Below are 14697 nucleotides of genomic sequence, written 5' to 3' on the forward strand. Positions count from 1 at the left end.
GGAGGCGTAGCGCCTCCGGTGAAAGCACCTCAGAATGTCATTGTAAGCTGCGCACCTGCCCCCCAGGTTTCATCTTCGCCGTACAGTCCCATTAAATCGAGATGCACGCGGTTAAAGGGCGCAAAGCCAAGACCGCCGGTAACCACATTGCTATCGTTATTTTTCACATCCGCACGATACCCTGCGCGCACCGCCAGCCATGACAATGGTCGAACTTCAGCGCCGACGCCAACGTACTGTGAATTGTCTTCACTCTTAAAGCCTTTCGTTTCCGTCAGATCGCCATCGGCACTTACGGTCAGCAAATCGTTATGCCATGCGATGCCCGCGGTAACCTGGGGGCGGATTTGGTATGTATCTTTGTAGTTGGTGGTTTCTCCCGTCATACCATTAGTGATGTAAATATCTTTCGTATCGATATCGCGAGATACCAGATTTTGCCCGCTCAGCCCCAACGTCCAGTTTTCACCGATATCGGCAGCAAGCCCCGCATCAATGTTAAAACCCGTATCGTCATTGCGATAACGGCTGCTATTCCAGTCGCTACTGTCGTAGTTATAAATTGAGGTGGTGTAGTTATAGAGCCAGGTTTTTTGCAGTTTTGGCGTAACGCCAATGGAAACAGGCACCTCGCCCACCACAAACTGCTTCGCCAGCGCAATACCGTAGTCAGATACAATCGCTACCCGCCCCGACGCGGTAGAGTTTAAATGCTTTGTAATTTCGTCAGACCCCAGCAAAGCAGCGCGTCCTGCTTCACGAATCGCGACACGTTCATCATGCTGGATATCGCGCAGATACTGAATATCGTTCTGATCAATGGACGAACTCACGCGCCCATGCGCATAACCTTTGGCGATAAACGCCACGGAAAGCGTTTGCCCTGGAATACTTACCGCCAACCCGGCGCCGGCATTGGCGCGGGCGGTTTTTCCGTTGAGATATTCCAGCTCATCGGCCAGGTCGCGCGCGGCGCCCTGAAATTGATTCAGCACGCCTCGCGGATTGAGCAGAATTTGCCCCAGCGTAAGGTTATCGACGACCTCATCGTAGTAATCCACTTTATCGCTGATATCGTCAATTTCATCCTGGAGATTGTCTTTATCCGTAATCTGGACGCCGACCGCAGGAAGGACAACAGTGATATTGTCTTCCGGTTTGGCTTTTGCCAGTAACGCCGGATTTAATAGTACTCCGCTGCCATAATTCGCGGACGCGACGCCCGTCCCGCCCATTGCGTCATTACGCGCTTCCGTCCAGGTATTGGCGGCGCTCGCCTGCTTTGCCATAAAAAGCGAGACCGCGATAGCAATCAGTGAAAGTTTGACGTTTTTGTTCACAGTTAGCCCATCTTATTATCAGGTGAAGTAATTCCTCCGCCACGCTTTACCGGACAGAGGCGAACTATTGCTGTGAAATAGTGATGTTAAATCCTGTTGTTATAATATCGACCCTCATTAGGTATAGATGAGAATACTGGCGCGGAAAAGCTTAGCAGGCGATATCTTGTCGCGGGGTAATTTCAGAGTTTTAAGCAGCTCGTGGTAAAGTAGCGGATTAGACTTTCATGCCATTCGAGGTGCTACATGGAAAAGACCACAACGCAAGAGTTACTGGCGCAAGCTGAAAAACTCTGCGCGCAGCGCAACGTGCGCCTGACGCCTCAGCGCCTCGAAGTGCTGCGCCTGATGAGTCTGCAACAGGGTGCCATCAGCGCATACGATTTGCTCGATTTGCTGCGCGAAACGGAACCACAGGCCAAACCGCCCACCATTTACCGCGCGCTGGATTTTTTGCTCGAACAGGGTTTTGTCCATAAAGTGGAATCCACCAATAGTTATGTGGTTTGCCACCTGTTCGACCAGCCGACGCACAGCTCGGCCATGTTTATCTGCGATCGTTGCGGCGTGGTGAAGGAAGAGTGTGCCGAGGGCGTGGAAGACATCATGCATACGCTGGCGGCTAAAATGGGCTTTGCGCTACGACATAACGTTATTGAGGCGCACGGTCTGTGCCCTGCGTGCGTAGAAGTGGAAGCGTGTCGCCATCCGGGAAACTGTGGTCACGATCACTCGGTGCTGGTGAAGAAAAAACCACGTTAGCCTGAACGGAAAAACGGGCGGCAGTAGAGAGGGGCACGCCCGCATTCACAGGCAAACAGGGGGAAGCACATCCATGTACTCCTGGTAGGGGAAAACATATTACCAGCGATAGTTGTTACGGGTTTCCCAGTCAACAACCTCTTTTTCCGCCTGATCTTTCTGGTAACCGTAACGCTCCTGGATTTTACCTACCAGTTGGTCGCGTTTACCTTCGATAACGGTCATATCGTCATCGGTCAGTTTGCCCCATTGTTCTTTCATTTTACCTTTAAACTGTTTCCAGTTACCGCCGGCTTCGTCTTTATTCATCATCTTGTCCTCATCATTCGGTTAGGAATAGCAGGTGTTATTCGCCCAAATGCACTGCAATTTCTGCTGGACGTGATAATAATTGTAGGCAGGAATTCGGCCTTCGGTTTTATATTCAGAATTTTTAACCGTCACGATCTGGCAAACCATGTACCCTCGCGCCAGTGACGACGCCAGATAAGGCTCAACGACAGACCGCGAAGCGCCAGGAACACGGTTAATGCCAGCCATAAACCATGATTTCCTAATACCGGCAGGGCGAAGAGCGTCAGCGCGAATCCTCCCGCGGCGACTGCCATGCTATTGCGCATTTCGGCAGCGCGCGTCGCGCCAATAAACATACCGTCGAGCAGATAGCACCATACGCCCACCAGCGGTAATACCACCTGCCAGATAAGATACCGATCCGCCAGTAGCTGTATTTGCGGCAATGAGGTCAGTAACGCGACAATATGTTCGCCTGCCAGGGCATAGACTGTGGAAAACAACAAGGCCACAATTCCTGACTGACGACACGCCGCTCGCCAGACGTCCAGTAGCTTGCTACCGTCACGCGCGCCGTAAGCCTGACCGGAGTGCGCCTCCACCGCATAAGCAAAACCGTCCAGCGCATAGGCCGTAAAGGTGAGTAAGGTCATCAGGACTGCATTTACCGCGATAATATCGCTGCCCAGCCGCGCGCCTGACACCGTGATTGCGCCAAAACAAAGCTGAAGGAGCAATGAGCGCAGCATGATATCGCGATTGAGCGCCAAAAGGCGGCGCACGTTGCCGCGCCAGGCCTGTTTTAGCATATCCAGCGACACACCGCGGAGATGGAGAACTTTACGTACCATCATGAGGCCGATCAGTAACGTGACATATTCTGCGATGACCGTCGCCAGGGCAGCACCCTGCACGTTCATATGAAGCCCCATCACCAGCCACAGGTCGAGCGCGATATTGAGGATATTGCCCACGACCAACAAGATAACCGGCGCCCGCGCATACTGAACGCCTAACAGCCAACCGAGCAGCACCAGATTCGCCAGTGACGCGGGAGCGCTTAGCCAACGAATTTCAAGGAAGCGTCTCGCTTGCACCAGGACAGCGTCGTTCCCGCCGACAATATGTAAAGCCAGCTCGATAAGCGGCGTGCGAAATAGCACAATCATCACGCCTGCGCCCAGCGCCAGCAATAACGGTTGAATGAGCGCCCGGGCTAACGCCTGTGGATTTTTGGCGCCAAATGCCTGCGCCGTTAGGCCGGTGGTGCTCATACGTAGAAATAGCAGCAGCATGAAAAGAAAGCTGGTGGCAGTCGCGCCCACCGCCACGCCGCCCAGGAAAACCGGGCTGTCCAGATGACCAATCACCGCCGTATCGACCAGCCCCAGCAAGGGGACGGTGATGTTAGAAAAAATCATCGGCAGCGCGAGATGCCAGAGAGCTTTATCAGAGGAGGTAAAAAGCGGCATGGAGAAAAGCCTGACAAGGAGTTAAACGAAACGAGCGCATTGCCGGATGGCGACGTAACGCCTTATCCGGCCTACAAATTAATCATCTCAGGAACTGCATTCCCGTAGGCCTGATAAGCGCAGCGCCATCAGGCTGCACGATTGCCGGATGACGGCTTACAAGGAGATTAAAAAGAGATTACAACCATTCCCCGTTGCGAATGACGCCTACCGCCAACCCTTCAATCGTAAAGCTTTGTTCGCGCAGATCCACCACTATCGGTGTAAACTCGCTGTTTTCCGGCAGCAGCTCCACTTTATTGCCCTGCTTTTTCAGGCGTTTTACTGTCACTTCATCGTCAATGCGAGCGACAACCACCTGGCCATTACGGACGTCCTGCGTTTTATGTACCGCCAGCAAATCCCCATCCATAATACCGATGTCTTTCATCGACATACCGCTCACGCGCAGCAGGAAATCGGCGCTGGGTTTGAACAGTGAAGGATCGACCTGGTAATGGCCTTCAATATGCTGCTGCGCCAGAAGCGGTTCACCCGCCGCGACACGCCCAACAAGCGGTAATCCGTCCTCTTCTTCCTGTAACAGACGGATACCTCGCGATGCGCCGGAAACGATTTCAAGCACCCCTTTGCGCGCCAGCGCTTTAAGGTGTTCTTCCGCCGCGTTTGGGGAACGGAACCCCAAACGCTGCGCGATTTCCGCACGCGTCGGTGGCATACCTGTCTGGCTGATGTGATCCCGGATGAGATCAAACACCTCTTGTTGCCTGGCCGTTAACGCTTTCATTCCGCCCCCTGGGTGTATATACAATCATGCTGTGAGTATATACAGTTAAAGGTGATTTTGGAACCACAAACGGCGCAAAAAACAAGAGATTTATAAAATTTGGAACCTTTATCGAAAATGTGACCATAACAGGATGCCCCAGGTCATCAGGGCAACGAAAATAGACAGTAGCACCGCAGCCGATCCCATATCTTTCGCACGGCCGGAAAGCTCATGGTATTCAGAACCGATGCGGTCCACGACCGCTTCAATAGCGCTGTTGAGGATTTCAACAATCATGATAAGTAAAACGGAACCTATCAATAACACACGGGTAATCGCATCCACATCCAGCCAGCAGGCGATGATGACGCCCAGCAATACCGCGATACTTTCCTGGCGAAACGCCGCTTCGTGAGTCCATGCGGCGCGAAATCCTTTCCAGGAATATCCTGCCGCTTTGATAATTCTGGTGAATCCAGTGGTATTATTGGCCATCAAAAGAACCTTTTTACATTATTAACGTCAATGACATTATACGGTTGCCCTGCACGATTCGGACTGCCGTAACGCAGCGCGAAGTATGACGGGATACAACAGAAATTCGCTAAACTTTCTGATATCCTTGCACCGCATTTGCATTATTAACCAGAGGCTTTACATCGTTTATGTCCGGCTGGCCACGAATTTACTACAAATTACTGAATTTACCATTAAGCATACTGGTAAAAAGCAAGTCTATTCCGGCGGAACCCGCCCAGGAATTGGGGCTCGATACTTCTCGCCCCATTATGTATGTCTTGCCATACAACTCAAAAGCGGACTTACTGACGCTGCGGGCGCAATGTCTGGCGCACGATCTCCCGGATCCGCTGGAGCCGCTGGAGATCGACGGCGCGCTGTTGCCACGCTATGTATTTATTCACGGCGGACCGCGTGTCTTTACCTATTACACGCCAAAAGAAGAGTCGGTGAAACTTTTTCACGATTATCTCGATCTGCATCGGAGTAATCCGGCTTTGGACGTGCAGATGGTGCCCGTTTCCGTGATGTTTGGCCGCGCGCCGGGTCGTGAAAAGGGAGAAGATAACCCGCCTTTACGTATGCTGAACGGCGTACAGAAATTCTTTGCCATCTCCTGGCTGGGTCGCGATAGCTTTGTCCGATTCTCGCCGTCCGTCTCATTGCGTCGCATGGCTGATGAACACGGCACCGATAAAATCATCGCGCAGAAGCTGGCTCGCGTGGCGCGTATGCACTTTGCCCGCCAGCGCCTGGCGGCGGTTGGCCCACGCCTGCCCGCCCGTCAGGATCTGTTTAACAAACTGCTGGCCTCGAAAGCGATCGCCCGCGCGGTAGAAGACGAAGCGCGCAGTAAAAAAATCTCTCATGAAAAAGCGCAGCAAAACGCCATTGCGCTGATGGAAGAGATCGCGGCGAACTTCTCTTACGAGATGATTCGTTTGACCGACAGGATTTTGGGGTTTACCTGGAACCGACTGTACCAGGGGATTAACGTGCATAACGCCGAGCGCGTACGCCAACTGGCGCACGACGGGCATGAAATCGTCTATGTGCCCTGTCACCGCAGCCATATGGACTATTTGCTCCTTTCTTATGTGCTGTACCATCAGGGGCTGGTTCCGCCGCACATTGCCGCCGGTATTAACCTTAATTTCTGGCCCGCTGGCCCGATTTTCCGTCGTCTGGGCGCGTTCTTTATTCGTCGCACCTTTAAGGGGAATAAACTCTATTCCACCGTCTTTCGCGAATACCTGGGCGAGCTGTTCAGCCGCGGTTACTCGGTTGAGTATTTTGTCGAAGGAGGACGTTCGCGTACCGGACGTTTGTTAGATCCGAAAACCGGCACCCTGTCGATGACTATCCAGGCGATGCTGCGCGGCGGTACCCGTCCAATTACGTTAGTGCCTATTTACATCGGCTATGAGCACGTCATGGAAGTGGGCACCTATGCGAAAGAGCTGCGCGGCGCGACAAAAGAGAAAGAGAGTCTGCCGCAGATGCTGAAAGGCTTGAGCAAGCTGCGCAATCTGGGTCAGGGCTACGTTAACTTTGGCGAACCGATGCCGCTCATGACGTACCTGAACCAGCATGTGCCGGAGTGGCGCGAATCTATCGACCCTATAGAGGCCATACGCCCAGCCTGGCTGACGCCGACGGTAAATAGTATCGCCGCCGATCTGATGGTGCGTATTAACAACGCTGGCGCGGCAAACGCGATGAACCTGTGTTGTACCGCGCTGTTAGCGTCGCGTCAGCGCTCGCTCACCCGCGAGCAGCTCACCGAGCAGCTTGATTGCTATCTCGATCTGATGCGCAATGTCCCTTATTCCACAGACTCAACCGTTCCTGCCGCCAGCGCTGGCGAGCTTATCGCTCACGCGCTGCAGATGAATAAGTTTGAGGTCGAGAAAGACACCATTGGCGATATCATCATTCTGCCGCGCGAGCAGGCGGTGTTGATGACCTACTATCGTAACAATATCGCGCATATGTTGATTATGCCTTCGCTGATGGCGGCGATTATCACCCAGCATCGTCGCATTTCGCGTGATGCGTTGCAGCAGCATGTTGAAGCGCTCTATCCGATGTTAAAAGCGGAGCTGTTCCTGCGCTGGGAGCGCGAGGAGTTAGCCTCGGTCATTGACGCGCTGGCCAGTGAAATGCAGCGTCAGGGGCTAATTACCCTGCAGGATGATGAACTGCATATCAACCCGACGCATTCCCGTACGCTGCAACTGCTGGCGGCAGGCGCGCGCGAAACGCTACAGCGTTATGCCATTACGTTCTGGCTGTTGAGCGCCAATCCGTCCATCAACCGCAGTACGCTGGAGAAAGAAAGCCGTACCGTGGCGCAACGTCTGTCTGTCCTGCACGGTATTAACGCGCCGGAGTTTTTCGACAAAGCGGTGTTCAGTTCACTCGTGTTGACGCTACGGGATGAGGGTTATATCAGTGATACGGGCGATGCCGAACCGGCAGAAACGATGAAGATATATCAGATGCTTGCCGATCTGATTACCTCTGATGTCCGTCTGACGATTGAAAGCGCGACGCAGGGCGAGTAAGCCAGTGCCTGAAATGCCCGATGGCGTAAGCTTATCGGGCAACTGATATGACGTATTGAAAATTTTGGCTTTGTAGGCCGGGTCCGCCCGGCATGACATCAGAAGTGCCAGTAACTCATCGCCAGCCCTAAAAATAGCACCAGGCCAACGTAGTTATTGTTCATAAAGGCTTTAAAGCAGGCTTCACGCTCACGGTTCGCAATCAGTTTTTGCTGGTAGACAAACAGCGCGCCCGCCACCAGCACAGCCCAGTAATATCCCCATCCCAGACCATTCAACCAGCCGATCAGCGCCATTAACGCCATGACGCCAAGCTGCAGAATCCCGATAATCAATGTGTCATAACGACCAAACAGGATCGCCGTCGATTTAATGCCTATCTTGATATCATCATCTCTGTCGACCATCGCATATTGCGTATCGTAAGCCACCGCCCAGAGAATATTGGCGAGGAACATCAGCCAGCAGCTCAACGGCAGGGATTCGCTCACCGCGGCGAACGCCATGGGGATTGACCAGCCGAAAGCGGCCCCCAGCACGACCTGCGGCAGGTGGGTGTAGCGTTTCATAAAGGGATAAACCCAGGCCAACGCCAGCGCCGCCACGGAAAGCAGAATCGTCATGGCGTTCAGCGTCAGCACCAACAGAAACGCCAGCAGCACCAGCACCACAAACAGGTTGCGCGCTTCTTTCTCTGTCACGGCGCCGCTGGGTAAAGGCCGGTTGACCGTACGTTTTACATGTCCGTCAAATTTACGATCGGCGTAATCATTCACCACGCAGCCCGCCGCGCGCATTAACCACACGCCAGCGACAAAAACCGCCAAAATCCACAGCTGAGGCATACCCGGCGTCGCCACCCATAGTGCCCAAAGCGTCGGCCAGAGCAGCAGCAACGCGCCAATAGGCTTATCTGTACGCATCAAACGGTGAAACGCCAGCAGCTTACTCTGCGTCAGACTCCACTCCATCTTTATCTTCCTCTCAGTACAGCGGCGATGCAGGTAAAAAAAGCTCGGTAAGCAACAGTGGCTTTCCGCTCAACCGCAGTCGAGAGCGGCGCCCCCACAGCGTTGCATCGCGTCCAATTTCAATAAAATCGCGGGTCAGTGTCGATGATGTAAATAGATAACGTCCAAGCGGGGTTTTACCCAGATGTTGTAAGACCTGTTCAGGTCCGCACAGCGTGGATTCCGGTACCACGGTACGTCCGGCAAGCCAGGGCTCGCCGTCAGCGCAAAGCAGTATCTCACGTAACCAGTAGCGGGATTCTGATGGCAGTAAACCTGATGCTTCCTCGACCTCACTTTGGCCGACAAACGCTTCCCGAATCAGCGTCACGCTTACCCGCTTTCCCTGCTGCTCAAAACGTTTAGTCATAGAATCTTCCAGCAACAGCCAGTCCAGCAAATGGGGTTCAAGCGCAGGAATCGCATCAAAATAGCGCAGCGCACGCAGTTGCGTTAACGCAGGGTGTGACATGCCTTACTCTCCGATTCATAACCTAAAGTCATTGTATCTCAGAAAAGACATTACGGGGGGCGCAATCACAATTAAGTGATCTGTTGCGCAACAAAAAAATAACAATTCGCATGAAATGATAAAAAAAGGTGCGCCAGGAGACGCACCAGTTGCTGCAAAATCAGCACTGTGGGGAAATAATTACCCCTTGCCTTTTACACTGCTGATAAAGGTGGAACGGGCAGATGTCGATCCCAGACGTTCGGCCTCATCAAGCAGTTTCAGCGCTTTATCGACGTCGCCTTTCGCTACGGCATCCTTAATCGCTTTATTAAAGTAGCTTTCCGTATCGTTCAACATCGGTTCGCTTTTCTTCGGCGCGACTGGCGCTGGCGCAGCGACCGGCGCGGCGGTATTGCCTACCGTTACCGGCCCGGTACCGGACGAGCCAAACAACGGCCCGACCAATACGCTGGAGCTGCTGTTGGTTTTCACCTTCAGTTTCACCACGCCGTCAGTGGTATGGCGAGCAACTGGATCGGGAATATCCGGGATAGAGTTACCGACGCCTTTGGCATAGGCTTTTGCCGGATCGAGCAGCGTAGTGGTTTGCTGAAGATCTTTTTCGGTCGTAAACACCAGAACATAGAGTTTCTGCTGCCCCAACGCAGGCGTCAGGCGCATCACGCCTTCCAGCCGGTCTGCGCTCATGACGCCCGGCTGCTGATAAGTAAAGTAACTGCTGGGGAAGAACGCCGAAGGCGTCATATTTTGGTCAAGAATCAACACGTTTGGCGCAAAAACGCTGGCTTGCTTATTGACCTCGCTGGTCAGAGTTAATGTCAGCTCGCCGATATTCGCCGGAACGCTATAAGCGGCGACCGGGCCGGTAATGCCGGCGACGTCAAGGCGCTGGCCACCCGTCGCCAGTTGGGTAGACTGCGTTTTTGACTGATCTACAGGCGTCCAGGTTAATTGCTGTAGCGCAGCAGCAGGAATAGCGGGCGCGGCGCTGGTATTTTGCGGTACATAGTTCACTTCCGCCAGGCTGATACCCGGCACGCTGGCGAACAGCCCTGCGGTTAAACAGAGGGCGACGAGACTTTTCTTCATTTTCATTATTCTCACCTCAATAAGGCGGGTTCAGCGGTAGCCAGGCAATAGCGCGCCAACCCAAACATATCGCCGAATGGCGGCTGGCGCCTTATTCGGCTTACAAGCATCATCAGACCTGATGTTTCAGAGGGGCTTGCGCCCCTCGTTACGTCAGATGACCATCGTATTACCACCAGATTTCCATCTGGGCGCCGAAGGTCCACTCATCGCTATCGCCACGGCTGTTGGTGGAAATGCCGGAGTTAGTCGCTGCGGCATAACGGGAAATGTTATCGCCGTCTTTGATATAGCCCCATTTCTCATCCCATTTCGCGTAGGTGGCGAAAATACGGATAGCCGGACGCGACCAGATGCTGTCGCCCGCCTGCCACTGTTGCGCCAGGGTGATTTTATATTGATTGTTACGATCGCCGGTCTGCTGAGATTTCACGTTGTCGTAGCCGACTTCCAGCAGGGTACTCATGATTGGCGTCCACTTGTACATTGGACGTACGCCCACGGTCCACCACTCAGTACCCAGGTTATTATCCCAATCGATATTCTGGTACATACCGACGTACATCAAATCCCATTTATCACCAAGCGAGATGGCGCCATGATCCAAAATACGCCACATATCGCCATTATTATTGATGACCTTATTGGCATAATTAATTTTGGTTCCATCAGGTAATTCTTCAGTGAAAGATGAAGAACCGTCGGAACCGCGCGCCTGGCCTTTACCCTGCGTGGTCATGGCATCGGTGGCATATTGCACGACAAACTTGTTATAGCCTTTCAACATGCTTTGCGTATGTTCGGCGGTGAACATCCAGCCGTCTTTCGATGCCCCATCCGCCAGCTTATAACCATCGGTCGTATTGGCGCGACCGTAATCAACGCCCAGCTCCAGTACGCCGTCCGGGTTCGTTTGCAGACCAGCCAGACGTACGTCAAAGACGTCGTTAGCGGTATCTTTTACTTCATCATAAATATTCTGGCTGCTGAAGGTGTAAGAGCCGCCCGCTTCAGTAGACCGGGTCGCCGCCAGCGAAAGCTTACCGAAGCCCAGATCGATATTTTCGATACCTGCGCCAGGACCTGAAATATCCCAGTAGTAGAAGTCGATCATGTGTACGTCATGACGCTGATAGAAGCGCTTACCGGCCCAGATGGTAGAGCCCGGCAGCCATTCAATCAGGTTTTTACCCTGCACGTTCGCTTCGCGGAAGGCGGGATCGGTCGATTCCCAGTCGTTCTGCTGGTTAACCGAATAGGCGACGTTGGTGTCGAAATAGAAGCTCTTATCGCCCTCTTTCCACACTTCCTGGCCCAGTTTCAGTTCCGCATAGGTTTCACATTCGTTACCGAGACGGTATTTACTTTGGGCACCTGTTGCCTGGAAACATTGTTGTTCGCCGCCGCTTCCCGTCCAGCCAATACCGGAACGGGCGTAACCGTGGAAATCGACAGCCATTGCCTGAGCGGACATTACGCCCGCTGCGACAGCAACTGCCAGTGGGAGTTTGCGCAGAGTAATCATCATTCTATCTCCTGAGATCATTGCTTTTCTTTAAACGCTGCCACCTTCTAAAACTGCGAATGGTTTTGCGTTTCGTTTTTTTATGGAGGCCTTAAACACCCGGCTCTTGATGCAGACGACGACATGCGCTGCCATCCTCGCGGAACAGATGACAGCGCTCTGGCGGCAGGCCGATAGCGAATGTGGCGCCCTCTTCTACCAACACCACGTCATTCTGGCGATAAACCAGGTTTTGACGGATGGCGGGGATCTGGATATGAATTTGTGTTTCGTGCCCTAACTGCTCGACAACCTGGACTTCGCCTTCCAGGGTGACATCGGCGATATCGCTCGGCAGCAGGTGTTCCGGCCGAATGCCTAAAGACATATTGGCGCCGACCTGCACGCCGCGACTTTCGACCGGCAGCCAGATTTGCTGGCGATTCGGCAGTTCGACCTGGACTTGTTCAATCGCGGTGGCGGTCACTTTCACCGGCAGGAAGTTCATCTTCGGCGAGCCGATGAAGCCCGCGACAAAGCGGTCCGCCGGATAGTGGTACAGCTCCAGCGGCTTACCGACCTGCGCAACGCGACCGGCGTCCAGCACCACGATTTTGTCGGCCAGGGTCATCGCCTCGACCTGATCGTGGGTGACGTAAATCATCGTGCGGCCCAGACGTTTATGCAGGCGAGAAATTTCAATGCGCATCTGCACGCGCAGCGCGGCGTCCAGGTTAGAGAGCGGTTCATCCAGCAAAAACACACGCGGCTCCGCCACCAGCGTGCGGCCAATCGCTACGCGCTGACGCTGCCCGCCGGAAAGCGCTTTTGGCTTACGTTCCAGCAGATGCGCCAGTTGCAGCACTTCCGCCACCTGATTGACGCGTTGATTCATTACCTCTTTTTTGGCGCCCGCCAGCTTGAGGCCGAAAGACATGTTTTCTGCAACGGAGAGATGGGGATAGAGCGCATAAGACTGGAATACCATGCCCACGCCGCGCTCGGCAGGCGGAATATCATTCATACGGGTTTCCCCGATAAACAGGTCGCCACTGGTGATGGTTTCAAGCCCGGCGATCATACGCAGCAAGGTCGATTTACCACAGCCTGACGGTCCGACAAACACCACGAACTCCCCGTCATGGATATCGAGGTTAATATCTTTCGATACCACCACGTCACCCCAGGCTTTCGTTACATTTCGTAGCTGTACGCTCGCCATGCCCTTCTCCCTTCGTTACAACCTGTCATTGACAGCAACATTCATGATGGCCTGACTATGCGCGATCCCTGACTGGGGTAAATCCTCCACCCCCCGGCTTTTTTATGGGGGAGGAGGCGGGAGGATGAGGACACAGCGCCTGAGACCACGGGTGCGGGCAGAAAAGGAATTTCGTGATGCCGCCCGCAAAAATCGGCGTGTTTTTGTGTGCGCCAGCACGCATTACTCACATTTATGCAACACAGATCACATAAAGCCGGGGTGGGGCGTAGGGGCGGGGAGGATGGAAAGAGGTTGTCGTATAAAGAAACTAGAGACCGTTAAACCACCTCTGTGTACATCACCAAAAAGGATGGGAGATATGAAGATTAAAACTGGCGTAGGCATCCTCGCATTATCCGCACTTACGACGATGATGATTTCCGCCCCGGCTCTCGCCAAAATTGAAGAAGGTAAACTGGTTATCTGGATCAACGGCGACAAGGGCTATAACGGTCTGGCCGAGGTCGGTAAAAAATTTGAGCAAGACACCGGCATTAAAGTGACCGTTGAGCACCCGGATAAGCTGGAAGAGAAATTCCCGCAGGTGGCAGCCACCGGCGACGGTCCTGACATTATCTTCTGGGCGCACGACCGTTTTGGCGGCTACGCGCAGTCTGGTCTGCTGGCGGAGGTCACTCCGGATAAAGCGTTTCAGGACAAACTCTATCCGTTCACCTGGGATGCGGTACGTTATAACGGCAAGCTGATCGCCTACCCCATCGCCGTTGAAGCCCTCTCCCTGATTTATAACAAAGACCTCGTCCCGAACCCGCCGAAAACCTGGGAAGAGATCCCGGCGCTGGATAAAGAGCTAAAAGCGAAAGGGAAGTCGGCGATAATGTTCAACCTGCAAGAGCCGTATTTCACCTGGCCTTTGATCGCCGCTGACGGCGGTTACGCGTTCAAATTTGAAAACGGCAAGTATGACGTGAAAGACGTTGGCGTCGACAACGCCGGCGCGAAAGCGGGCCTGACTTTCCTGATCGATATGATCAAGAACAAAAATATGAGCGCCGATACCGATTACTCCATCGCCGAAGCAGCCTTCAATAAAGGCGAAACGGCAATGACCATCAACGGTCCGTGGGCATGGTCGAACATCGACAAGAGCAAAGTCAACTACGGTGTCACCCTGCTGCCGACCTTCAAAGGTAAACCCTCGAAACCGTTCGTCGGCGTGCTGAGCGCGGGGATTAACGCTGCCAGCCCGAACAAGGAGCTGGCGAAAGAGTTCCTCGAAAACTACCTGCTGACCGATCAGGGTCTGGAAGCGGTGAACAAAGATAAACCGCTGGGCGCCGTGGCGCTGAAATCTTTCCAGGAGCAGTTAGCGAAAGACCCCCGTATCGCCGCCACCATGGATAACGCCCAGAAAGGCGAGATCATGCCGAATATTCCGCAGATGTCCGCCTTCTGGTATGCGGTACGTACGGCTGTGATCAACGCCGCCAGCGGCCGTCAAACCGTGGATGCCGCGCTGAAAGATGCACAAAGCCGTATCACTAAGTAATGCCGCGAGCCTGTGCCGGATGGCGGCATAAATGCCTTATCCGGCCTACAACACACCGTAGGCCTGATAAGCGCAGCGCCATCAGGCACATCTCCGGCCAGGAAGTTTCAACGCTGTAGAGG

At 53.6% G+C, this 14697-nt stretch carries 14 protein-coding genes and 1 pseudogene; 3 read left to right on the forward strand and 12 right to left on the reverse strand.

The window, feature by feature from the left end:
* Positions 1 to 29: 29 nt before the first annotated feature.
* Positions 30 to 1340, reverse strand: coding sequence for a conjugal transfer protein TraF (locus ACH0VJ_RS08150; protein ID WP_001039330.1), 1311 nt, complete (start codon positions 1338 to 1340; stop codon positions 30 to 32).
* A gap of 246 nt (positions 1341 to 1586) precedes the next feature.
* Here ACH0VJ_RS08150 and zur point away from each other — a divergent pair, with 246 nt between their 5' ends.
* On the forward strand, positions 1587 to 2102 hold the full coding sequence (gene zur / locus ACH0VJ_RS08155) for a zinc uptake transcriptional repressor Zur (protein WP_000416272.1): 516 nt from the start codon (positions 1587 to 1589) through the stop codon (positions 2100 to 2102).
* A 99-nt stretch (positions 2103 to 2201) separates the two neighbouring features.
* Here zur and ACH0VJ_RS08160 read toward each other — a convergent pair whose 3' ends face one another.
* The 5 genes from ACH0VJ_RS08160 to ACH0VJ_RS08180 form a co-directional block, all read right to left on the reverse strand.
* Positions 2202 to 2411 (reverse strand): CsbD family protein, encoded by a 210-nt coding sequence (locus ACH0VJ_RS08160; RefSeq protein ID WP_001030592.1) that lies wholly within the window; start codon positions 2409 to 2411, stop codon positions 2202 to 2204.
* Positions 2412 to 2432: 21 nt separating this feature from the next.
* On the reverse strand, positions 2433 to 2546 hold the full coding sequence (locus ACH0VJ_RS08165; protein ID WP_001575282.1) for a hypothetical protein: 114 nt from the start codon (positions 2544 to 2546) through the stop codon (positions 2433 to 2435).
* A complete protein-coding gene (gene dinF, locus ACH0VJ_RS08170) occupies positions 2543 to 3868 on the reverse strand; it encodes an MATE family efflux transporter DinF (protein WP_001128103.1) in 1326 nt (441 codons plus the stop codon). Before dinF ends, ACH0VJ_RS08165 begins: the two co-directional genes overlap by 4 nt.
* A gap of 178 nt (positions 3869 to 4046) precedes the next feature.
* Positions 4047 to 4655: a transcriptional repressor LexA gene (gene lexA, locus ACH0VJ_RS08175; RefSeq protein WP_000646079.1), complete on the reverse strand. Its 609-nt coding sequence runs from the start codon at positions 4653 to 4655 to the stop codon at positions 4047 to 4049.
* Positions 4656 to 4763: 108 nt separating this feature from the next.
* Entirely contained in the window at positions 4764 to 5132 is a 369-nt protein-coding gene (locus ACH0VJ_RS08180; protein WP_000002900.1) for a diacylglycerol kinase, read from the reverse strand.
* A 170-nt stretch (positions 5133 to 5302) separates the two neighbouring features.
* Here ACH0VJ_RS08180 and plsB point away from each other — a divergent pair, with 170 nt between their 5' ends.
* Positions 5303 to 7723: a glycerol-3-phosphate 1-O-acyltransferase PlsB gene (gene plsB / locus ACH0VJ_RS08185; RefSeq protein ID WP_000017360.1), complete on the forward strand. Its 2421-nt coding sequence runs from the start codon at positions 5303 to 5305 to the stop codon at positions 7721 to 7723.
* 98 nt (positions 7724 to 7821) lie between these two features.
* Here the strand turns inward: plsB and ubiA are convergent, their stop codons facing one another.
* The 5 genes from ubiA to malK form a co-directional block, all read right to left on the reverse strand.
* Positions 7822 to 8694, reverse strand: coding sequence for a 4-hydroxybenzoate octaprenyltransferase (gene ubiA, locus ACH0VJ_RS08190; RefSeq protein ID WP_000455249.1), 873 nt, complete (start codon positions 8692 to 8694; stop codon positions 7822 to 7824).
* Between the two features lie 13 nt (positions 8695 to 8707).
* Positions 8708 to 9205 carry a chorismate lyase gene (gene ubiC, locus ACH0VJ_RS08195; RefSeq protein ID WP_000019219.1) on the reverse strand — a complete coding sequence of 166 codons (498 nt, stop codon included), beginning with the start codon at positions 9203 to 9205 and terminating at the stop codon, positions 8708 to 8710.
* Positions 9206 to 9385: 180 nt separating this feature from the next.
* Positions 9386 to 10303: a maltose operon protein MalM gene (gene malM / locus ACH0VJ_RS08200; protein WP_000782497.1), complete on the reverse strand. Its 918-nt coding sequence runs from the start codon at positions 10301 to 10303 to the stop codon at positions 9386 to 9388.
* A 163-nt stretch (positions 10304 to 10466) separates the two neighbouring features.
* Positions 10467 to 11825, reverse strand: coding sequence for a maltoporin (locus ACH0VJ_RS08205; protein ID WP_000973642.1), 1359 nt, complete (start codon positions 11823 to 11825; stop codon positions 10467 to 10469).
* Between the two features lie 88 nt (positions 11826 to 11913).
* The gene (gene malK / locus ACH0VJ_RS08210; RefSeq protein ID WP_000179176.1) at positions 11914 to 13023 is read right to left on the reverse strand and encodes a maltose/maltodextrin ABC transporter ATP-binding protein MalK; all 1110 of its coding nucleotides are present in this window, start codon (positions 13021 to 13023) and stop codon (positions 11914 to 11916) included.
* 361 nt (positions 13024 to 13384) lie between these two features.
* On the opposite strand from malK, the gene malE reads away from it, so the two are divergent.
* Positions 13385 to 14575 carry a maltose/maltodextrin ABC transporter substrate-binding protein MalE gene (malE, locus tag ACH0VJ_RS08215; RefSeq protein WP_000695415.1) on the forward strand — a complete coding sequence of 397 codons (1191 nt, stop codon included), beginning with the start codon at positions 13385 to 13387 and terminating at the stop codon, positions 14573 to 14575.
* On the opposite strand, the pseudogene ACH0VJ_RS08220 reads toward malE, so the two are convergent.
* Positions 14524 to 14664: pseudogene (locus ACH0VJ_RS08220) on the reverse strand (hypothetical protein); the annotation flags it as partial. The gene malE and the pseudogene ACH0VJ_RS08220 overlap by 52 nt on opposite strands.
* Positions 14665 to 14697: the final 33 nt, after the last annotated feature.

The organism is Salmonella sp. 2020_1459, assembly GCF_043847915.1.
Taxonomy (GTDB): Bacteria; Pseudomonadota; Gammaproteobacteria; order Enterobacterales; family Enterobacteriaceae; genus Salmonella; species Salmonella enterica.